General features: G+C 63.4%; 24 protein-coding genes. 9 read left to right on the top strand and 15 right to left on the bottom strand.

Features of this window, described 5'->3' with window-relative positions:
- Positions 1 to 482: 482 nt before the first annotated feature.
- Positions 483 to 986: a hypothetical protein gene (locus JWP26_RS05015; RefSeq protein WP_299724329.1), complete on the top strand. Its 504-nt coding sequence runs from the start codon at positions 483 to 485 to the stop codon at positions 984 to 986.
- A 6-nt stretch (positions 987 to 992) separates the two neighbouring features.
- On the opposite strand, the gene JWP26_RS05010 is transcribed toward JWP26_RS05015, so the two are convergent.
- The 13 genes from JWP26_RS05010 to tkt form a co-directional block, all read right to left on the bottom strand.
- On the bottom strand, positions 993 to 1,787 hold the full coding sequence (locus JWP26_RS05010; protein ID WP_299724327.1) for an inositol monophosphatase family protein: 795 nt from the start codon (positions 1,785 to 1,787) through the stop codon (positions 993 to 995).
- A 2-nt stretch (positions 1,788 to 1,789) separates the two neighbouring features.
- Positions 1,790 to 2,356, bottom strand: coding sequence for an elongation factor P (gene efp, locus JWP26_RS05005; RefSeq protein WP_299724325.1), 567 nt, complete (start codon positions 2,354 to 2,356; stop codon positions 1,790 to 1,792).
- Positions 2,357 to 2,476: 120 nt separating this feature from the next.
- Complete coding sequence (locus JWP26_RS05000) at positions 2,477 to 3,580, bottom strand: tetratricopeptide repeat protein (protein ID WP_299724323.1); 1,104 nt, start codon at positions 3,578 to 3,580, stop codon at positions 2,477 to 2,479.
- A complete protein-coding gene (locus JWP26_RS04995) occupies positions 3,580 to 4,176 on the bottom strand; it encodes a thiamine phosphate synthase (RefSeq protein WP_299724321.1) in 597 nt (198 codons plus the stop codon). The genes JWP26_RS05000 and JWP26_RS04995 overlap by 1 nt, the downstream gene beginning before the upstream one ends.
- A gap of 169 nt (positions 4,177 to 4,345) precedes the next feature.
- A complete protein-coding gene (locus JWP26_RS04990) occupies positions 4,346 to 5,368 on the bottom strand; it encodes a class I fructose-bisphosphate aldolase (RefSeq protein ID WP_299724319.1) in 1,023 nt (340 codons plus the stop codon).
- Between the two features lie 104 nt (positions 5,369 to 5,472).
- Complete coding sequence (locus JWP26_RS22395; RefSeq protein ID WP_367184071.1) at positions 5,473 to 5,757, bottom strand: type II toxin-antitoxin system RelE/ParE family toxin; 285 nt, start codon at positions 5,755 to 5,757, stop codon at positions 5,473 to 5,475.
- Positions 5,754 to 6,056, bottom strand: coding sequence for a type II toxin-antitoxin system RelB/DinJ family antitoxin (locus JWP26_RS04985; RefSeq protein WP_299724317.1), 303 nt, complete (start codon positions 6,054 to 6,056; stop codon positions 5,754 to 5,756). Before JWP26_RS04985 ends, JWP26_RS22395 begins: the two co-directional genes overlap by 4 nt.
- A gap of 52 nt (positions 6,057 to 6,108) precedes the next feature.
- Positions 6,109 to 7,311, bottom strand: coding sequence for a phosphoglycerate kinase (gene pgk, locus JWP26_RS04980; RefSeq protein ID WP_299724315.1), 1,203 nt, complete (start codon positions 7,309 to 7,311; stop codon positions 6,109 to 6,111).
- Between the two features lie 78 nt (positions 7,312 to 7,389).
- A complete protein-coding gene (locus tag JWP26_RS04975; protein ID WP_299724314.1) occupies positions 7,390 to 7,680 on the bottom strand; it encodes a hypothetical protein in 291 nt (96 codons plus the stop codon).
- Between the two features lie 66 nt (positions 7,681 to 7,746).
- Entirely contained in the window at positions 7,747 to 8,280 is a 534-nt protein-coding gene (locus JWP26_RS04970; protein ID WP_299724312.1) for a putative glycolipid-binding domain-containing protein, read from the bottom strand.
- Between the two features lie 70 nt (positions 8,281 to 8,350).
- Complete coding sequence (locus JWP26_RS04965; protein ID WP_299724310.1) at positions 8,351 to 8,962, bottom strand: GyrI-like domain-containing protein; 612 nt, start codon at positions 8,960 to 8,962, stop codon at positions 8,351 to 8,353.
- 92 nt (positions 8,963 to 9,054) lie between these two features.
- Positions 9,055 to 10,062 (bottom strand): type I glyceraldehyde-3-phosphate dehydrogenase, encoded by a 1,008-nt coding sequence (gene gap / locus JWP26_RS04960; protein ID WP_299724308.1) that lies wholly within the window; start codon positions 10,060 to 10,062, stop codon positions 9,055 to 9,057.
- 49 nt (positions 10,063 to 10,111) lie between these two features.
- Complete coding sequence (gene tkt / locus JWP26_RS04955) at positions 10,112 to 12,085, bottom strand: transketolase (protein WP_299724306.1); 1,974 nt, start codon at positions 12,083 to 12,085, stop codon at positions 10,112 to 10,114.
- Positions 12,086 to 12,273: 188 nt separating this feature from the next.
- On the opposite strand from tkt, the gene JWP26_RS04950 reads away from it, so the two are divergent.
- Positions 12,274 to 12,555: a DUF4164 family protein gene (locus JWP26_RS04950; protein ID WP_299724304.1), complete on the top strand. Its 282-nt coding sequence runs from the start codon at positions 12,274 to 12,276 to the stop codon at positions 12,553 to 12,555.
- 11 nt (positions 12,556 to 12,566) lie between these two features.
- Positions 12,567 to 12,938 carry a cell division protein ZapA gene (locus tag JWP26_RS04945; protein ID WP_299724302.1) on the top strand — a complete coding sequence of 124 codons (372 nt, stop codon included), beginning with the start codon at positions 12,567 to 12,569 and terminating at the stop codon, positions 12,936 to 12,938.
- Here JWP26_RS04945 and JWP26_RS04940 read toward each other — a convergent pair.
- Positions 12,935 to 13,837 (bottom strand): lytic transglycosylase domain-containing protein, encoded by a 903-nt coding sequence (locus JWP26_RS04940; protein ID WP_299724300.1) that lies wholly within the window; start codon positions 13,835 to 13,837, stop codon positions 12,935 to 12,937. The two genes, JWP26_RS04945 and JWP26_RS04940, sit on opposite strands and share 4 nt — an antisense overlap.
- 113 nt (positions 13,838 to 13,950) lie before the next feature.
- Here JWP26_RS04940 and JWP26_RS04935 point away from each other — a divergent pair, with 113 nt between their 5' ends.
- From JWP26_RS04935 to JWP26_RS04920, 4 genes are all read left to right on the top strand, one after another.
- On the top strand, positions 13,951 to 14,214 hold the full coding sequence (locus JWP26_RS04935) for a type II toxin-antitoxin system ParD family antitoxin (RefSeq protein ID WP_299724298.1): 264 nt from the start codon (positions 13,951 to 13,953) through the stop codon (positions 14,212 to 14,214).
- Positions 14,204 to 14,491 carry a type II toxin-antitoxin system RelE/ParE family toxin gene (locus tag JWP26_RS04930; protein ID WP_299724296.1) on the top strand — a complete coding sequence of 96 codons (288 nt, stop codon included), beginning with the start codon at positions 14,204 to 14,206 and terminating at the stop codon, positions 14,489 to 14,491. The genes JWP26_RS04935 and JWP26_RS04930 overlap by 11 nt, the downstream gene beginning before the upstream one ends.
- A gap of 224 nt (positions 14,492 to 14,715) precedes the next feature.
- Positions 14,716 to 15,303, top strand: a complete 588-nt coding sequence (locus tag JWP26_RS04925; RefSeq protein ID WP_299724294.1) for a 5-formyltetrahydrofolate cyclo-ligase — start codon at positions 14,716 to 14,718, stop codon at positions 15,301 to 15,303.
- Positions 15,300 to 16,115 carry a TIGR00282 family metallophosphoesterase gene (locus JWP26_RS04920; RefSeq protein ID WP_299724292.1) on the top strand — a complete coding sequence of 272 codons (816 nt, stop codon included), beginning with the start codon at positions 15,300 to 15,302 and terminating at the stop codon, positions 16,113 to 16,115. Before JWP26_RS04925 ends, JWP26_RS04920 begins: the two co-directional genes overlap by 4 nt.
- Here JWP26_RS04920 and JWP26_RS04915 read toward each other — a convergent pair.
- On the bottom strand, positions 16,112 to 16,507 hold the full coding sequence (locus JWP26_RS04915) for a DUF805 domain-containing protein (RefSeq protein ID WP_299724290.1): 396 nt from the start codon (positions 16,505 to 16,507) through the stop codon (positions 16,112 to 16,114). The two genes, JWP26_RS04920 and JWP26_RS04915, sit on opposite strands and share 4 nt — an antisense overlap.
- A gap of 172 nt (positions 16,508 to 16,679) precedes the next feature.
- On the opposite strand from JWP26_RS04915, the gene JWP26_RS04910 reads away from it, so the two are divergent.
- Together JWP26_RS04910 and JWP26_RS04905 are read left to right on the top strand one after the other, a co-directional pair.
- Positions 16,680 to 17,426 carry a YebC/PmpR family DNA-binding transcriptional regulator gene (locus JWP26_RS04910; RefSeq protein ID WP_299724288.1) on the top strand — a complete coding sequence of 249 codons (747 nt, stop codon included), beginning with the start codon at positions 16,680 to 16,682 and terminating at the stop codon, positions 17,424 to 17,426.
- 98 nt (positions 17,427 to 17,524) lie between these two features.
- Positions 17,525 to 18,716 (top strand): M3 family metallopeptidase (locus tag JWP26_RS04905; RefSeq protein ID WP_299724286.1); only part of this gene is annotated, 1,192 nt, incomplete at its 3' end.

Genomic DNA, 18,716 nt, shown 5'->3' with positions numbered 1-18,716 from the left:
GTGGCCTCCACTGTTTCAGGAGACGAACGTCGCGCTGGCCCAGGGATCGCGCGACCGCATTCCCCTCCCACCAAACTCCCCACGGCCGTTCGTCGCGAACCCGCAGCCATTGTGGAGATATCGGGGGCGAGTATGGGGGCGGTTTTGGGGGTGGGGATTAGTTGGGTAAGTTGGACGATCGGGGCTGAACGACACCCTCCCAGCCTCCCCCATCAAGGGGGAGGTGATGGCGGCACTCTTGGGTTGGGATGGAGGTCAATCTAGTCGTGCTTAGGACCCAGCCCACCGGGAGACACGTCCTTTGATGGGGGCGTGTGATGGGAGCTACGATGTTGCGTAATCAGCACCACCTAGCGGTGACGCGGGCACTCGGGGTGGCTACCGGGCTCAGTGGACGCGAAAGCGAGCAAGACAGGGCCATCATCTTGCCGGCGCGTTGGATCGCTTTGATCAGCGCCAGTGCTTCGGGCTAGCGTTGGGTTATGAAGAAGATTTTCGCCATCATGGCACTGATCGTCACCTCCATACCCGCTGTTGCGGTGGCCTCGCCGCTTGAGGCGGAGGACGCCGTGGCTTACCTGCTCGCGGGCATACAAGTGTCGAAGACGACAAACGTCGCCGGCACTGATTTGCTTTGGACGCAGAATGCCTCCGGCCGCTTTGTCGGCATTGGTAGCCACGCCGATGGCCCGGTCCACATGATCATGAGTGTCAGGAAGCTAACCGACTGTACTTATGAAACGTCCGGCAACGTTACCGTCGCCGGCGAGGTGGTGGCTAGCGTTGCCCCTGCGGTCTATGATTTCACAAAGATCATCGGGATAGATCTGCTCCGGCCAAACCTTGCCGGTGTCGATGCCGCCAAGGGCTTCTGCACAAGCAACGAGCCGAGTATGTGCGGTTCATTTATCGATCTGGCGGTGCCCACCGATGCAGCGACATACAAGCAGGTCTATCAAGACTTTCGAAGCGACCACTGCCCGTAACGTCAGCTACTGAATCGCCTTGAGTTCCTTGAGCAAAGCCGGCTGGATGTATTCATTGCCGGCGACGATCTGGCCGTTCCAGACGGAGCCGGGGGCGCCGGCGTAGTCGGAGACGAAACCGCCGGCTTCCTTGACCATCAAGAGGCCCGGCGCCACGTCCCAGGGGGACAGGCCTGCTTCCCACAGGCCATCGAAGCGGCCGGAGGCGAGCCAGGCCATATCCACCGAGATCGAGCCCGAGCGGCGGACGCCGGCGACGGCGGGATTGATATGTGCAAGCTGGCGCAGTTGCAGACCGTCATTGGCGGTGCCCTGGGTCTTGATGCCCGTGGAAATCACCGCGTCGGCCAGGTGCTTGCGGCCGGCGACGCGCAGGCGCTTGCGATCGTTGACCCAGGTGCCGCCGCCCTTTTCGGCGGTATAGAGCTCGTCCATCACCGGATTGTAGATCACCGAGGCGACGATTTCGTTGGCGCGCTCGAGGGCGATGGCCACGGCGAACAATGGGATCGAGTGCAGGAAGTTGGTGGTGCCATCGAGCGGATCGATGATCCAGCGATGCTGGCCATCGGTGCCGGCGACTTCGCCGCCCTCTTCCATCAGGAAGGCGTAGGTGGGACGGGCTTTCTGAAGCTCATCGAAGCAGATCTGTTCGGCGCGCCGATCGGCGTTGGAGACGAAATCGGCCGGACCCTTGCGGGAGACCTGCAGGTTTTCGACTTCGCCGAAATCCTTGGTGAGCGACTTGCCCGCCTTGATGGCGGCCTGAACCATGACGTGAAGAATTGCCGAGCGTGCCATGGCTAGTCAGCCCGACGCATATAGGTGACTTCGGTAGTGTCGACGACGATGCGCTCGCCGGTATTGACGAACTGCGGCACCATCACCTTGAGGCCATTGGAGAGCTTGGCGGGCTTGAACGAGTTGGCGGCGGTCTGACCCTTGACGGCCGGATCGGCCTCGACGACTTCGAGGATGACGTTGGCCGGGAAGCGGACGCCCAGCGGGGTGTCCTCGTGCATTTCGACGGTGATCTTCATGCCGTCCTGCAGGAACGCGGCGCGGTCGCCGACGAATTCCTTGAGCAACTCGATCTGCTCGTAGCTGTCCTGGTCCATGAACACCAGGCTATCGCCCTGCTCGTAGAGATAAGTGAAATCGCGGAATTCGAGATCGACCTGTTCGACGGTCTCGGCCGAACGGAAGCGCTCGTTGAGCTTGGTGCCACCCAGAATGGCCTTGAGCTCGACCTGCGCATAGGCGCCGCCCTTACCGGGCTTGACGTGATCGACCTTGACCGCGACCCACAGACGATCCTGATGCATGATCGCCATGCCGGGGCGGACTTCATTGCCGTTGATTTTAGCCATTGTCTCGTTTTTCGGGTGTGGGTTGGCAACTGCCGCTGGGGAGCATCCGCGCAGCGGCAGGCTCTAAGCAACAAGTCTATAGGGGCGTGGGGGGCTTATTGCCCCAGAACGGGCGCCGGTTCAAGGGCTTTGCCTTATCGCGGGCACCGGGGCGTCGGTGCTGCCGGGCGCCGGCGCTGGTGCGACGGGCGGCGCCTGGCTCGCGTCGGTGGGGGCGGGCAGGGTGGTCTGCCCATCGGCGGCAGGGTCGACCGCCGGCTTGGTGGTAGCGTTGGCGTCGGGCAATTCGGAGGGCCAGAAGCGGGCGCGCTCTTCGGCACGCGCCAGTTCGGGCCCCGGAATGGAGACCAGAAGGCGGTCGAGCGCCGGATCGCTCAGGCCCTGGCGGCGGGCGAGGGCGCGCCACATGGCGGCGTCTTCGAGATTGAGCGTGGTGCCTTCGCCGACCGCGAGCAGCTTGGCATAACGGTTCTGTGCGACGGGACTGCCGGCTTCGGCGGCGCGCTGATACCAGCTGGCGGCGTCGGTGGCGTTCTTGGCGATGCCCTGGCCCATATAGAGCAGGGTGGCGTAATCGATCTGGGCGTCGATCAGGCCGGCTTCGGCGGCCAGGCCGATATATTTGGCGCCGCCGACCGGGTCGGGAACGGAGCCGGCGCCTTCGATCAGCATGGTGCCGTAATCGTATTGGGCTTCGGGCAGCTTGGCGTCGGCGGCTTCCTTGAGCAGCTTGGCGGCTTCGGTCAGGCTGGGGGAGGCATAGGTGCCTTCGACATGGAGCAGGGCCATATTGTACTTGGCGGGCATGTAGCCGGCGTCGGCGGCTTTCTTGAACAGGTCCGCGGCGCGCTGGCGATTGAGCGGTACGCCGGCGCCTTCCTGATAGAGCAAAGCCAATTCGAAACTGGCGAGCATGTCGCCGTTATTGCTGGCGAGCTGATACCAGCCGGCAGCGCGGGAGGGATTTTCGGCGACGCCGAGGCCTTTGGCGTAAATCTCGGCGATCAGGGTCTGGGCGGCCGCATCGCCCGTTCCGGCGCGGGGCAGGGCCAGTTCGAGCGCGGTGAGGAAATAGCCGCGCTGGAAAGCGCCGAAGGCTTCATCGACGCGCTGGCGGGGCCCGAAGATTTCGTTGCTGATCGCCTCGGCGGGCGTGCTTTGGGCGAGGGCGACGGACGGGATCAGCGCGGTCGCGAGCAACAGCAGGGGGGCGAAGCGACGCATCAGGCTTGCTCCATCGCTGCGGCGAACTGGGCGGCGGTGGCGGCAGGCTGGGCGGTCCAGAGGCTGGTGGAAAGCGCCACGAACTCGACAGCGGCGGTTTGGGCTAGGTCCGGGGTGGCACCGGGATCGCTCAGCACGGCTGGGATTTCGAAGGTTTCGGCCCACCAAAGGGCGAGGTCGTTGGCGGCTTCGTCACTGGTGCCGTCGAGGGGGCCGAAGAACACGTAGTCCACGTCCATCTCGCCCATGGTCATGGCATCGTGGCGGGATTGGACATTGCCGGCGCCGACGATGAGGGCGGGCTTGAGTGCCTTGATGGCGGCTTTGACGGCTGCGGCGCCACCGGAGACATGCACGCCATCGGCGCCGAGGCGCTTGGCGAGGGCGGGGTCTTCCTCAATCAGCACGGCGCAACCGGCGCCCTGGCCGACATTGATGATAGCGGTGGCAAGCCTGGCATAGTCGGCCTCGCTGCGATCATCGCGGCGCACCAGGATGGCCGAGACCTGCGCTGCGGCCAGTACGGCCATCAGCGTTTGCGGAAAGGCTTCCGGATCGGCGGACGCAGGGGTGACGATGAACAATTGTGCGGCCATGGGCTTCCGGAGAGTTGACGCAGTGACGCTCTATGCAGCGCCATTTGGGCGACAAAAGGGACGACTGTCTCAATATGGAAAAGCCGGGGCGGGCGCAATCTGGAGTTGGCGAGCAAAAAAACGCGCCCGGGCAGGGGCGCGTCGAGTTCGACGTTGGGACGTCTAAAGGTCAGGCGGCCTGGTCGAGCGCCGGCTCCCACTGGCCCAGGGCGGCCAGGGAATTCATCTTGGCGCGGTGGGTAAAGGCGGCTTGGGCGGCGGGGAAGTTTTCGCGGCGGCCGGCCCAGGTGCGCAGGGCGACGTTTTGCAGGGCGCGGCCATAGGAGAAGGTCAGCGGCCAGGGCAGGCCCTTGATCTGGTTGATGGCCGAGAGATGGGCGGTGGCCTCCTCATCGGTCTGGCCGCCGGACAGGAAGGCGATACCGGGGACAGCAGCGGGAACATGCTCGCGCAGCACTTCGACCGTGCGCTTGGCGATGTCCTGCACGGTCGGGCGGTCGCGCGAATTGATGCCGGGCATGATCATGTTGGGCTTGAGCAGCATGCCGCCGAGATCGACGCCGGCGAGGCGCAGTTCCTTGAACACGTTTTCGAGCACTTCGCTGGTGACCTGGGCGCAGCGTTCCATCGAGTGATTGCCCGGATCGCCATCGCCGACCACTTCGGGCTCGACGATCGGAACGATGCCCGATTCCTGGCACAGGATGGCGTAGCGCGCGAGCGCATGGGCATTGGCGCGGATATTGTTGCGAGTTGGGGCCACGTCGTTGATGGTGATCACGGCGCGCCATTTGGCGAAGCCTGCGCCCAGGGTCGCATAGCGCTGCAGGCGCTGGCGCAGGCCATCGAGGCCTTCGGTGATCTTTTCGCTGGCATCTCCCGGCATGGGGAAGGCGCCGCGATCGACCTTGATGCCGGGGATGACATCGGCATCGGCCATCATGGCGCGGAACGAAGTGCCATCGGCGGCGGATTGTTCCAGGGTTTCCTCGGTGAGGATGACGCCGGAGATGTAATTTTTCATCGCATCGGTGGAGCGGAACAACATCTCGCGATAATCGCGGCGCAGGTCCAGAGAATTGGGCAGGTTGATCTTGGCGAAGCGCTTGGCGATGGTGCCTTCGGATTCATCGGCGGCGAGGATACCCTTGCCCTGCTCCATGAGTTTTTGGGCGATTGCATTCAACGACATCGGTGGCGTCCTGACCTTGCTGAAGATTGAGCAAGATTAGACTTTCGTTTGGGCCGAGGCGATTAGACCTAGGGTTATTAGACGAAGGGGTTAGGGAACCAAAATCAGTCTTTCTCGGGCCAAGCTCGTGCCGTGTGCAGCACCCTAACTATCCAGACCAGATCAATTTCCACCCGATAAACCAGCAAGTAGCTACTGCCTGGGATCGAAAGCTCGCGGGTGTCAGGCATACGGCCCGTCCTGCCTACCTGCGGGAACTTGGTTAGTTGGTTGGCGCGCTCGCCAAAGCGCTCGTCGAGTCGTAGTGCAGCTTCCGGTTGCTCTGCTTCGAAAAAGGCATAGATGCTTTCGCGATCCCTCCGGGCGGCCCGCGTCCACCGCAAATTCATTCGCTATCGAGTGTCCGGCGTGTTGCGGCACGCTTTTCTGCGAAATAGGTCTCAACTTCGTCGGAAGAGTAACCCGGATGAGGATCGTCCAGGGCTTCCTGAACCTTTGCCCTGAACCATTTGTCATAGGCCTCGGGATCGGTGGTCAGGCCGGCAGGCAGCGCGCCTTCGTTGGCGACGCGCGTCAAAAGGATGCGGACGGCGTCGGATACCGTCAGGCCCATCGTGCTGAGAACCTCGGTGGCGCGGTCCTTGATATCGGCGTCAATGCGGGTTTGGACGAGTGCGTTTGTGGCCATAGAAGCCTCCTATAACCACAAACGTAATGCAAATGCATTACAAATCAAGGGGTCACTTCTTCAGCGCATCCACCCCCGGCAAGGGCTTGCCTTCCATCCACTCCAGAAACGCGCCGCCGGCGGTGGAGACGTAGGTGAAATCGTCCTTTACGCCGGCATGGGCGAGGGCGGAGACGGTGTCGCCGCCGCCGGCCACGGAGACCAGTTGACCGGACTTGGTGCGCTTGGCGACGTGGCGGGCGATTTCAACTGTTCCGGCGTCGAACGGGGTCATTTCGAAGGCGCCCATCGGGCCGTTCCAGACCACCGTATGGGCGTCATCGATGGCGCCCTTGATGCGTTCGATCGAAGAGGGGCCGATATCGAGGATCATGCCCTCGGGGTCGATGGCTTCGGCGCTGTAGAGGCGGGTGGGCGAATTGGCCTTGAAGTGCCAGGACACGACCGCGTCGATCGGCAGGATGATGGCGCAGCCGCTGTCGATGGCCTTGTCCATGATGCGCAAGGCGGTTTCGGCGAGATCCTTTTCGGCCAGCGACTTGCCGACGCCAAAGCCCTGGGCATGCAGGAACGTGTTGGCCATGCCGCCGCCGATGACGAGGCCATCGACCTTGGTGACAAGATTTTCCAGAAGATCGATCTTGGAAGAGACCTTGGCGCCGCCGACAATGGCGACGACCGGCTTTTTCGGCTTGCCGAGGCCAGCTTCGAGCGCTTCGAGTTCGGCCTGCATGGCGAGGCCGGCGGCGGCGGGGAGCAGGCGCGCCAGGGCTTCGGTGGAGGCATGGGCGCGGTGGGCGGCCGAGAAGGCGTCGTTGACATAGACATCGCCGAGGCTGGCCATGGTCTTGGCCAGTTCGATATCGTTCGTCTCTTCGCCGGGGTGGAAGCGGGTGTTTTCGAGGATGAAGACGCTGCCAGCGGGGGCGGCATCGATAGCCTTTTTGGCACCCGAGACATCGGTCCAGTCGGTGGGAATGAAGCCCACGGGATGGCCGGTCAGGTCGGCGACGGTGGAGGCGACCACTTCGAGCGAAAATTGGGGATCGACCTTGCCCTTGGGGCGGCCGAAATGGCTGAGCAGGATCACCTTGCCGTCGTGGCGGACGATCTCGCGGATGGTGGGGATCAGGCGCTCGATGCGGGTCGCGTCGGTGACCTTGCCATCGGCAACCGGCACGTTGAGGTCGGCGCGCAGCAGCACGCGCTTGCCTGTCAGATCGAGTTCATCGAGAGTCTTGAAATGTGCGCTCATGGTGATCCCGCCCGCTGCCGAAGTTTGCCCGTGCGTAGCAGAGACCAGGGCAGGGCGGAAGCCCCAAGCACGGCGCGATCAGACGAGCGGCAGCACAGCGCGGGCCAGTTGGCCGATGAAAAATAGCGGCGCGCTGGCAAGGGTGATGGTGGCCAAGGTTCCCAGGTCGTCGGTCAGCACGTGGCGGGCAAAGCCGTCGCTGGGCCAGGCGGCGAGGCCGACATGGCGCCGGATGGCGCGATCGCGCCAGAGCAGGAAGCCGGTGGCAGCAGCGGGCGGAAGCAGCAGGATCAGGGGTTGGCCGATCCAGCCGCTGATGACGGCGGTGGCGGGAATGGCGGGCAGGACCCGGCGCATGACGCGAAACATGATGGCTCCCGAAACGCTTGCGTGCGGGAGAAGTAGCGCGAGTCGGTGACTCTGGGACGACAGGGGTTAGTCGGCGCGCTCGAACAGGCCGGGATAGGTCACGACCAGCCGGTCGGCATCGACTTCGATATCGCGTTCGAAGTCGGCCGATTGATAGCGGAAATGGGTGGCGTCGAGCTGGGTGTAAATCTGCTCGGCGCGCCGGACCGTCATGTCGTCGCCGTCGATCCAGGCCATGGCGAAGCGTTGCGGCGTCCCAATGGTCCATTGGCAGCGCCAGATCGGCAGCGAATTGGTCAGCGGCGTCGGCCAGATGTCGATATCGATGCAGCCCTTGAGCGCCGATAGCGGCTCGGCTCTGTCGTCGGACCAGTTGCCGGCGCCGTCGGAGAACAGTTCGAGGACTTTGCCGTCAGTGCGCTCGATCTTGAGCGTGCGGACATGTTCGGTGTCATCGAGCTTGATACGGTAAAAGAGGCCATAGCTGGGGGTGATAATGGTGCCCCGGATGCGGGTGTCGCGCTCGGTGGAGATGACGTGGCAATGCTCGAAGGTGGCGGGGTCAAGGCCGCGCCAGCGGACGGAACGGTCAAGGCTCATGCGGCGTCTGCCCTCGGGGAGCGGTGAATTCGGCAAAGATTAGGGGCGCAGGCATCGCGCTGGCAAGCGCTCAGGCTGGTTTGACCGGTTGGCGCAGGATGGTCTTGAGTTTGTCAGGCGCGGTCTTGCGGGGGTCGTTGAGATAGATCTCGTGGTGATGCCCGTTATGCACCAGCTTGCGGCCGGGCATCTCCACCTCGTGCAGGTGCTCCAGCGCGGGGCCTTCCTCGTCATAGCTGCCCAAGTGCATGATCTGCAGGGCGCGGCCCTCCGCGAAGGTTTCAAGACGCAGGCCGGCTGGCGCGTCGGTCAGTTTTTCGGCAGTTTTTTCGACTGCGGCGTCATACATGGCGCGGTCTATGAAATCGGGCACCATGATCATCATGGTCCAGCGCCAATTCGCCTTGTTGCTGGCGACGAAATCACTGGGATCATCGGCCCACCACAGGCCCTCCAGCGGTGGCACGAAATAGTCCTGCCCCAGGTCCTTGGAGGCGAATTTCATGGCGTAGCTCACGCCATAGAGCCATTCCACGGCCGTGCGATAGCTGTCGGCGGTGTTGGGATCGCCTTGCCCATCCACCATGACAAAGTCCATTGCGGGCACATCGACAAAGACAAAATCCCGGGTTCCGGGCTGGTAGAGGTGTTTCAGCTCGGCCTTGAAATCGATCTTGTCCATGCCAGTCCCTCCTGATTGTCACTGACCAAATCGGGGTGAAAAAAAGCCCCGCCGCAGAGCGACGGGGCCGATTCTTGCGCAAATTCGGCAGATTAGAGCGTCTTGCCCAGCGCGACGGCGGTATCGGCCATGCGGTTGGAAAAACCCCATTCATTGTCGTACCAGGAGAGGACCGCGACGAAATTGCCGTCCATGACCTTGGTCTGATCGAACGCGACGGTCGAGGAATGACTGTCGTGGTTGAAGTCGATCGACACATTCGGGTGCAGCGTATAGCCGAGGATGCCCTTGAGGGCGCCATCGGCATAACCCTTGACGATCTCGTTGATTTCGTCAGCCGTCGTGTTGCGCTTGGCGATGAACTTGAAGTCCACCAGCGACACGTTCGGGGTCGGCACGCGGATCGAGATGCCGTCCAGTTTGCCCTTGAGGTCGGGCAGCACGAGGCCAATGGCCTTGGCGGCGCCGGTCGAGGTGGGGATCTGGCTCAGGGCGGCAGCGCGGCCGCGATAGAGGTCCTTGTGCATGGTGTCGAGGGTCGGCTGGTCACCCGTATAGGAATGAATGGTGGTCATCATTCCCTTTTCGATGCCGACGGTCTCGTTCAGCACATAGGCGAGCGGGGCCAGGCAGTTGGTGGTGCACGAGGCGTTCGAGACGATGATGTGCTCGTGCGTCAGCTTCTGGTGGTTGATGCCATAGACCACGGTCAGGTCGGAGCCTTCGCCGGGAGCCGAGATCAGCACGCGCTTGGCGCCGGCCTTCAGATGCATCGCGGCCTTGTCGCGTGCTGTGAAGATGCCGGTGCATTCCAGAGCGATATCGACGCCCATGGCGGCGTGCGGCAGCTCTTCGGGATTGCGGACGGCGGTCACCTTGATGGGGCCACGGCCGACGTCGATGGTGTCGCCATCGACGACAACGTCGCCCTTGAAGCGGCCATGCACGCTATCGAAGCGGAACAGGTGCGCATTGGTTTCGACCGGGCCGAGATCATTGATGGCGACCACTTCGATATCGGTGCGGCCCGACTCGATGATGGCGCGGAGGACATTGCGGCCGATGCGGCCGAAGCCGTTGATGGCGACGCGAACTGCCATGGGAAGTTTTCCTTAGAGTAGTGTGGCGGGGGAGGAGCCGTGGGCTCTCTTACAACTGTGCGGTGGCGGCTTCAACAATGGCTTGGGGCGTAATGCCAAAGTAGGGGTAAAGCGCTTCGATGGGGCCCGAGGCGCCAAAGCCATGCATGCCCACAAAGCGACCCTTGTCACCCAGCAGCTTGTCCCAGCTCATCGAAATGCCGGCCTCGACGGCGACGCGGGCCTTGGCCTTGCCGAGAACTTCGGTGCGGTAAGCGTCGGACTGCTTGGCGAACAGTTCCATCGAGGGCACGGACACGACGCGGGCCGAAATGCCCTTTTCCTTGAGCAGGGCCATGCCGTCGACGGCGATGGCGACTTCGGAACCGGTGGCGAAGATCACCACATCGGCGTCGAGATCACCGACCAGGTTATAGGCGCCCTTGGCCGACTTGTTTTCCATCGTGTATTCGGTGCGCACGGTCGGCAGGTTCTGGCGGCTGAGGGCCAGGATCGACGGCGCCGTGGTGCTTTCCATGGCAAGCTGCCAGCATTCGGCGGTTTCCACCGCATCGCAGGGGCGGAAGACCAAGAGGTTCGGGATGGCCCGCAGCGCCGACATGTGCTCGACCGGCTGATGGGTCGGGCCGTCTTCGCCGAGGCCAATGGAATCGTGGGTCATCACATAGATGACGCGCTGGCCCATCAGCGCCGAGAGGCGGATGGCGGGGCGCGCATAATCGGTAAAGCACATGAACGTGCCGCCATAGGGGATCAGCCCGCCATGCAGCGCAATGCCGTTCATGGTGGCGGCCATGCCCTGTTCGCGAATGCCGTACATCATGTAGCGGCCGGCGCGGTTGGTGGCAGTGAAGGGCACCATTTCAACGGTGTTGGTCAGGTTGGAATGGGTCAGGTCGGCGGAGCCGCCCTGCACTTCGGGGACGATCTTGTTGATGACGTCGAGTGCCATCTGGCTGGCCTTGCGCGAGGCAACCTTGGGCTTGTCTTCGGTCAGCTTGCGCTTGTGGGCGTCCATGGCTTCGAGGAAGCCTACGGGCAATTCGCCATTGGTGCGGCGTTCGAACTCGGCCTTGTTGGCCGAGGCGGCAAGGCGGGACTGCCATTCGCCACGCACGTTCTGGCTGCGAGTGCCGGCGGCGCGCCAGGTGGCGAGAATCTCGGACGGGATTTCAAAGGCGGGGTAGGTGATGCCCAGCGCGGCCTTGGCGCCGGCCAGTTCTTCGGCGCCGAGCGGGGCGCCATGGGCCTTTTCGGTGCCGGCTTTCTTGGGGGCGCCGAAGCCAATCGTGGTCTTGGCGGCGATCAGGGTGGGCTTGTCCGACTTCTTGCTATCGAGCAGCGCCTTTTCGATGGCGGCCTGGTCGTGACCGTCAATGGCGATGGTGTTCCAGCCCGAAGCCTTGAAGCGGGCGATCTGGTCGGTGCTGTCGGAATTGGAGACGGCGCCGTCGATGGTGATCGAATTGTTGTCCCAGATCAGGGTCAGCTTGTTGAGCTTGAGGTGGCCAGCCAGCGCGATGGCTTCCTGGGAAATGCCTTCCATCAGGCAGCCGTCGCCTGCGAGGCACCAGGTATGGTGATCGACGATATCGTCACCGAATTCGGCGGCGAGCTTGGCTTCGGCGACCGCCATGCCGACGGCATTGCCGACGCCCTGGCCGAGCGGGCCGGTCGTGGTTTCGATGCCCTGGGCGAAGTGATATTCGGGGTGGCCGGCGGTCTTGGAGCCGAGCTGGCGGAAGTTCTTGATCTGCTCGATGGTCATGTCCTCGTAGCCGAGGAGATAGAGCGAGGAGTAGAGCAGCATCGAGCCGTGGCCGGCCGACAGGACGAAGCGGTCGCGGTCAGCCCATTTGCTGTCGGCGGGATCGAACTTCATCACCTTGGTGAACAGGACGGTCGCGATATCGGCGCAGCCCATCGGCAGGCCCGGGTGGCCGGAATTGGCTTTTTCGACCGCATCCATGGAGAGGGACCGGATCGCATTGGCCAAATCGTTCTGCTGGGCTGTGTTCGTCATCTGCCGTTCCGCTTTCTCATGTCGCATAAAACTGTGGAGAAGCGGCCCCGCGAGCCCGCTTCCAGAGGCGGTTCGAGGCATAACAGGTTCCGATTGCCTGTCAATGACGGTGGGGTCGGACGTTGCATCGGTGGCCCCCTGGGGCTAACTGATACGGGTGACCGACTAAGGTCGAGGTGCGGCGGACCATGAGCGAGAGCGGACAGCAGGACGGCATGGAGGCGGCCAATGGCCGGTTCGATCAGGCCATGGCGCGGCTCGATGCCAGCGTCAAGAACCTCAATGGCCGTATTCGGCAGCTCAACCGCATGGAAGTGGATACCCAGCGGCTGGTGACCGAGCGCGCGCGGCTGGCCACCGAACTCGACAAGGCGGCAGCGCGGGCCAAGCGACTCGATGACAGCGCCCATGACGTCTCGCGACGCCTGGTCGAGGCGATGGAAACAGTGCGCGAAGTGCTGGCAAAGTAGGATTTTTTCCGATGCCTGAAGTCAATGTCGAGATCAATGGCCGCAAGTATCGCATGGCCTGCGAAGAGGGTCAGCAGAAGCACCTGATCGGGTTGGCGGCGCGGTTCAATGCGCAGGTCGAGGGGCTCAAGGGCGCGGTCGGCGAGATCGGCGATAACCGGCTGACGGTGATGGCCGGCATTGCGGTGGTGGACGAGCTGGCCGAAGCCGAGCGCAAGATCAAGGAATTGCAAACCGAAGTCACGGTGCTGACGCGGGCTGGGCAGGAAATTTCGGCCGAGATCGAAGCGCTGGAAGAGCGCTTTGCCGCCAAGCTGGATGAAGCCGCGCGCAAGCTCGAATCGGTGGCGGCGGCGCTGGATGACACCGGGCTGGTGCATTAGGGGCCGTTCTTTTGGACGATACAATTGCCGCCAGCGGCCAAGAGGGCATCGCAAAGCTGTTGGGCGTCCTTGCGGGTTGGGCGACCGACCATGGCTGAATAGCGGGTGCGCGGGCCGAAGTTGGAATTGCGCACTGAAATCAGCATCAATTTTTCGGGCCCGAGGACGGCGCCATAGCTGGCCTGGGCGCGGGTGAAGCGGCGCACGACCAGGTCGCGGCCGAAGTTTTGCGCGATCAGGATGCCCCAGGGCTGCCAAACCGCCGGATCGGGCAGGAATTGCGGCATCGGGGTGGCCTTGGCCATCTCGACGCAGGCGGCAATGAAAGACCTTTCGGGCCGCAAGGCGTAGTCAATCGCCTCGGGCGCATCCCCGAGCCAGTAGTCGATCGGGCGGCCGGTGATGATCGACACATAGTCGCGGGTTTCGAACGGCACGCCGCTACCAGCAGTGACGACGCGGGTCATGCGCCCCTCCCCGGCGTTATAGGCTGCGGCAGCCAAGCCCAGATTGCCGTATTTGAGTTCGAGTTCGCGCAGGTATTCGGCGGATTTCGCCAAGGCCTGCGCAGGATCGAACGCGTTGTCCAGGCGCCGAAGCCTTGCGGTGCCGGCCGTGAATTGGGCAATGCCCTGGGCGCCGGCCGGGCTGATCGCGGCCGGATCGAAGCGGCTTTCCTGCCAGATCAGGCGGGCGAAAAATGCCTCGGGCAGCTCGTAGCGCCTGGCAAGCGTCGCGATGGCCTCGCAGACATCGACGACATAAGCCGCGGGGCGGATGCAGATTCTGGTGCCGTCGAGGGTGGTGCAGGAGGCGGATCGGGCGTCGTCGGCCATGGCGGCTGGTGCGCTGAATGCCAGCGCCAGGATGATCAGCCAGAGGTGGATCAAGGTCCGCACGACATATCCTCGAGAGCCGGTGCAGACTATTGCGGCGTGGCGAAGCGGGCAAGGAAAGCGCTTATGGCAAGCTTTGCCAAAATGTGCTATTGGTTTGGAAAAGGAGATTTGTCATGGCCACGATGAATGTATCGCTCCCCGACCAGATGAAGGATTGGGTTGAGACACAAGTGCGGGATGGAAAATACGGAAATTCTAGTGATTATGTGCGCGATCTGATCCGGCATGATCAGGAGCGGGCGGCAGCTCTCGCTGAATTCGATCGGCTGATTGAAGAAGGCTTTGCCAGTGGGATCAGCGATCTCACAGCCGAGGAGATTTTTGAAGAAGCTCGGCAAAGCTACTTAGCTGGAGAAGCCGATAGCGATGCGGCTTAAGTTTTCGCAGGCGGCGCGCCGCGATCTCAGGTCAATCTTTATCCAGAGCGCAAGGAAATTTGGTCTGCAGCAAGCGGAGACCTACCGCGACGGATTGCTGGCTTCTTTAGCATTTGTCGCCGAGCGCCCATTTGCGGTGCCGGAGTACCGAAACTCCAAGCGAACGGTGCGGGTGCATCGACATCAGTCGCATGTAGTGATATTTGAGGTCCGCGAGGACGAAGTTCTTATTGCTCGTGTGGTTCACGGATTGCGCGATATCAACAGACTGCTCTAACTCCCTTTGCACTCCCCGTCCGAACGCACTATATCTATCTGTGCTGCCCGGTGCGTGTTGGATACCTATATCCCCGGGGCCTTAACGATCCTTAGGGAGCTGTCCCTGACTGGGCTCCTGGGCTCAGACATACGGCGCCCACCTACGTAAAGTAGGTTCCCGGGATCGTGTATCCCACGGCCAGGGCGGCACCTATTTTCCGGCGGACGGACCAACGGCGCGGCATGGCTGACGACACAATCGAAAATGCCAAGGCAGCGCTGCGGCTCAAGGCGCATGCGGCGCGCGCGGCCTTGCCGCAGGGTGTCCGCACCGAAGCGGCGCAGGCCGTGGCCGAGCATTTCTTCAGCAAGATCGACCTTCCATCGGGCGCCGTCGTGGCAGCTTATTGGCGCATTCGCGACGAGCTGGATTGCCAGCCCATCCTGGTGCGGCTGATGGATAGTTTCCAGCCCGTGGTGCTGCCGGTGGTGCTGGGGCCTGACGAAGCGCTGGAAATGCGCGTCTGGGAGCAGGGCGCAGCACTTTATCCGTCGGGATTCGGCACGTTGGCGCCGGCCGAACTGGCGCCGCAGGCCGAGCCGGATGTTGTGTTGATGCCGCTGTTGGGGTTCGACCGGTTGGGCACGCGGCTGGGCTATGGCGGTGGCTATTATGATCGCACCCTGGCGCAACTGACCAAGAGACCGCGCCTTATCGGGCTGGCTTTTGCCGCCCAGGAACTCGATGCCATCCCGCGCGAGTCCCATGACATTCCGCTCGATGTCGTGGTGACCGAAACCGGCGTGCGCCATTTCGGATCGCCACAATGAAATTTCTGTTTTTGGGTGACGTCGTCGGCCGCGCGGGGCGCGACGCGGTGGCCGAGCGGCTGCCGGGCATCATCGCCACCTATGGGTTCGATTTCGTGGTGGTCAATGGCGAGAATGCCAGCCACGGCAATGGGCTGACCGAGCCGCATTTTACCGGCATTCGCGATGCCGGGGCCGATATCGTGACGCTGGGCGACCATGCCTTCGATCGACGCGAAACGCTGACCTATATCGAGCGCGAAACCACTTTGGTGCGGCCAATCAATATGGCCCCCGGCACGCCGGGACGCGGCGCGATGTTTATCGAAGGCCGCAATGGCCATCGGGTGCTGGTGGTCAATGCACTGGGCCGGGTGTTCATGGGGCCGGCCGACGATCCGTTTCGCGCCGTCGAGGCGGCGGTGGCGGCGTGTCCTTTGGGCGAACAGGCCGATGCGATCATCGTGGATTTCCACACCGAGGCAACTTCGGAAATCCAGGCCATGGGGCATTTTCTGGATGGCCGGGTGTCGCTGGTGGTGGGCACGCATACCCATATCCCGACCTCGGATCACCGCATTCTCAAGGGCGGCACGGCACTGATGGCCGATGCCGGCATGTGCGGCGATTATGATTCGGTGATCGGGGTGGAGGCGGACGAACCGCTCAACCGGTTTTTGACCGGCATCATGGGTGGTCGCTTCTCGCCGGCCGAGGGCGAGGCGACGCTGTCGGGCGTGGCGGTGGAAACCGATCCGCGCACCGGGCTGGCCGTCAAGGTGATGCCGGTGCGGATCGGCGGGGTTTTGGCGCAGGCGCTGCCGATCTTCTAGGCCTGCTTGCCCGGCCACAGGAACAGCCAGAGAGACGCCACGACCGCCAGGATGATGGCGATGACCGGCGCGAACAGCATTATTGCGGCCACCAGGATATTGGCGCCCACCAGATAAAGCCAGGAATAGCCGAGGTCGCGCAGGCGCTTGACCTGTAGCGTCAGGGTCGGCCAGGCGGTCAGCACATAGGCCAGCATCTGCGCTTCGGTCTGGGCCATGGTCAGATCGTCAGCGTTCCATGGCTGGCCCGCATTGGTCGGGCCGACCATGTTCTGGACCAGGATGCGGCCGGCCAGATAGGTCACCAGCACCAGGAAAAAGAAGGCGAGCGCGAATTCCTGCCGGTTCAGCCGGCCGCGCCACGAGAAAAAGCACCAAAGCAAGGGTTGCACACACAGTCTCCAATAGCGGCGCATGGTGCATATCACGAGGCGCGCGCCAAGGGGGCTTGGCAGATGTGGTTATCGATTGCGCGTGCGGCGGAGGCGACGTGCAAGCTTCACAATTGGCTTTCGTGCCCCTATAAGCCAAGCAAAATCTCGATAAGCATAGATGGGGACCAGAATGGCAGGCCATTCACACGCCAAGAATATCATGCACCGCAAGGGCAAGAGCGACGCGGTTCGCTCCAAGGTTTTTTCCAAGCTGGCGCGCGAAATCACTGTCGCTGCCAAGCTGGGCATGCCCGACCCGGCGTTCAATTCCCGCCTGCGCCTGGCGGTCAACAATGCCCGCGCCCTCTCCATGCCGCGCGACAATATCGAGCGCGCCATCAAGAAGGCCATGGGCGGCGAGACCGACACCTACGAAGAGATCCGCTACGAGGGTTTCGGCCCCGGCGGCGTCGGCATCCTGGTCGAGGTTCTGACCGACAACAGGAACCGCACGGCCGCCAATGTGCGCACCGTCTTCGCCAAGAACGGCGGCAATATGGGCGAGACCGGCTCGGTCTCCTTCATGTTCGATCGGTTGGGCGAGATCAGGTATCCGGCCTCCGCCGGCTCTGAAGATGCGATCATGGAAGCGGCCATCGAGGCCGGCGCCGAGGACGTCGAATCCGACGCCGACGGCCATGTGATCCTGACCGCCTTCGAGAGCCTGAACGAGGTCGTCGAGGCCCTGACCACCGCGCTCGGCGATCCGAAATCCACGGCCATCATCTGGCGGCCGAAGTCCGAGACCCCGGTCACCGGCGACGCCGTCGCCACCCTGATGAAGTTGATCGACAGCCTCGACGACGACGACGACGTGCAAAACGTCTGGGCCAATTACGACATCAGCGACGAGGACATGGCCAAGCTGGCCGGTTAGGGCGCAATTCAGCGCTTGGGGCTTGGAAGGCGCGGCGCATGCTGTAGCTCTAGGGCAATCGCTCGCGCGCCGTCGCGCGAACCCATTCAAGGACCGCCATGCTTCCAGTCCGTTTGCTGTTGATGTGCGCCGCCGTCTGCGCCCTCGCCGTCAGCCAGGCCGCCGCCGCCGCCCCGAAGACCCCGCACACGCGCCCGCCGAAGGCCACAGCCCACACGGCCGTCCCATCCGGCCCCGGCGCCGTCTTCGCCAAGCCCAGCTCGCTGTTCCTGCATGCGCCCGATTTCAGCCGGATCAAGGACACCGACTTCCAGCCGGCCATGGCCGCCGGCCGCGCCGCCCAATTGGCCGAGGTCGCCAGGATCGCCGGCAATCCGGCCGCGCCGACCTTCGACAACACCATCGTCGCCCTGGCCCGCTCGGGCGAGCAACTGAGCCGGGCGAGCAGCGTCTTTTCGGCCCTGACCCAGGCCAACACCAACCCCGCCCTGCAGAAGATCCAGACCGAGGAATCCCCCAAGGGCGCGGCCCACCGCGACGCGATCGTGCTCAATCCCAGGCTCTTTTCCCGGGTGAAGGCGGTCTACGACCAGCGCGAGCGTCTGAAGCTCAACGCCGAGCAGAAGCAGCTGGTCAAGGTGACCTATGACGACTTCGTCCACTCCGGGGCCAACCTGTCGCCGGCCGACAAGGTCAAGCTCAAGGCGCTGAACGAGACGCTGTCGGTCCTAGGCACGGCCTTTCAGCAAAAGCTGCTGGCCGGGGCCAAGGCCGGCGGCCTGGTCATCGACGACAAGGCCAGGCTGGCGGGCCTCAGCGACGGCCAGATCGCCGCCCTCGCGTCAGCCGCCAAGGCGCGCGGCCTGGACGGCAAGTGGGTCATCCCGCTGCAGAACACCACCCAACAACCGCTGCTCAAGGACCTGGCCGACCGGTCCTTGCGCGAACAGCTGTTCAACGCCGGCTGGACCCGCACCGAGCGCGGCGACGCCAACGACACCCGCGAGACCATCGTCACCCTCGCCCAATTGCGCGCCGACAAAGCCAGGCTGCTCGGCCATCCGACCTACGCCGACTATGTGCTGGAAACCCTGATGGCCGAGAACCCGGCCGCGGCCGAAAAGTTCATGGCCCAGCTGGTCCCGCCGGCCCGCGCCCGCGCCGCCCGCGAGGCCGCCGACATCCAGAAGGTGATCGACGCCGACGGGCCGCACTTCGACCTCAAGCCCTGGGACTGGGACCGCTATGCCGAGCGCGTACGCCTGGCCCGCTACAATCTCAGCGACGCCG

Source organism: Devosia sp., assembly GCF_028290435.1.
Classification (GTDB): domain Bacteria; phylum Pseudomonadota; class Alphaproteobacteria; order Rhizobiales; family Devosiaceae; genus Devosia.
Note: the sequence above shows the minus strand (reverse complement) of the source record. Positions and strands in the feature narration are given on the sequence as shown.

Coding starts and splice junctions, on each gene's coding strand:
- JWP26_RS04925 (WP_299724294.1), top strand. CDS start 14,716: ATGGCTGACGACACAATCGAAAATGCCAAGGCAGCGCTGCGGCTCAAG.
- JWP26_RS04945 (WP_299724302.1), top strand. CDS start 12,567: ATGCCTGAAGTCAATGTCGAGATCAATGGCCGCAAGTATCGCATGGCC.
- tkt (WP_299724306.1), bottom strand. CDS start 12,085: ATGACGAACACAGCCCAGCAGAACGATTTGGCCAATGCGATCCGGTCC.
- efp (WP_299724325.1), bottom strand. CDS start 2,356: ATGGCTAAAATCAACGGCAATGAAGTCCGCCCCGGCATGGCGATCATG.
- JWP26_RS04910 (WP_299724288.1), top strand. CDS start 16,680: ATGGCAGGCCATTCACACGCCAAGAATATCATGCACCGCAAGGGCAAG.
- JWP26_RS04995 (WP_299724321.1), bottom strand. CDS start 4,176: ATGGCCGCACAATTGTTCATCGTCACCCCTGCGTCCGCCGATCCGGAA.
- JWP26_RS04930 (WP_299724296.1), top strand. CDS start 14,204: ATGCGGCTTAAGTTTTCGCAGGCGGCGCGCCGCGATCTCAGGTCAATC.
- JWP26_RS04970 (WP_299724312.1), bottom strand. CDS start 8,280: ATGAGCCTTGACCGTTCCGTCCGCTGGCGCGGCCTTGACCCCGCCACC.
- JWP26_RS05015 (WP_299724329.1), top strand. CDS start 483: ATGAAGAAGATTTTCGCCATCATGGCACTGATCGTCACCTCCATACCC.
- JWP26_RS05000 (WP_299724323.1), bottom strand. CDS start 3,580: ATGCGTCGCTTCGCCCCCCTGCTGTTGCTCGCGACCGCGCTGATCCCG.
- pgk (WP_299724315.1), bottom strand. CDS start 7,311: ATGAGCGCACATTTCAAGACTCTCGATGAACTCGATCTGACAGGCAAG.
- JWP26_RS04965 (WP_299724310.1), bottom strand. CDS start 8,962: ATGGACAAGATCGATTTCAAGGCCGAGCTGAAACACCTCTACCAGCCC.
- JWP26_RS04990 (WP_299724319.1), bottom strand. CDS start 5,368: ATGTCGTTGAATGCAATCGCCCAAAAACTCATGGAGCAGGGCAAGGGT.
- JWP26_RS04975 (WP_299724314.1), bottom strand. CDS start 7,680: ATGTTTCGCGTCATGCGCCGGGTCCTGCCCGCCATTCCCGCCACCGCC.
- JWP26_RS22395 (WP_367184071.1), bottom strand. CDS start 5,757: ATGAATTTGCGGTGGACGCGGGCCGCCCGGAGGGATCGCGAAAGCATC.
- JWP26_RS05010 (WP_299724327.1), bottom strand. CDS start 1,787: ATGGCACGCTCGGCAATTCTTCACGTCATGGTTCAGGCCGCCATCAAG.
- JWP26_RS04985 (WP_299724317.1), bottom strand. CDS start 6,056: ATGGCCACAAACGCACTCGTCCAAACCCGCATTGACGCCGATATCAAG.
- JWP26_RS04935 (WP_299724298.1), top strand. CDS start 13,951: ATGGCCACGATGAATGTATCGCTCCCCGACCAGATGAAGGATTGGGTT.
- JWP26_RS04950 (WP_299724304.1), top strand. CDS start 12,274: ATGAGCGAGAGCGGACAGCAGGACGGCATGGAGGCGGCCAATGGCCGG.
- gap (WP_299724308.1), bottom strand. CDS start 10,062: ATGGCAGTTCGCGTCGCCATCAACGGCTTCGGCCGCATCGGCCGCAAT.
- JWP26_RS04920 (WP_299724292.1), top strand. CDS start 15,300: ATGAAATTTCTGTTTTTGGGTGACGTCGTCGGCCGCGCGGGGCGCGAC.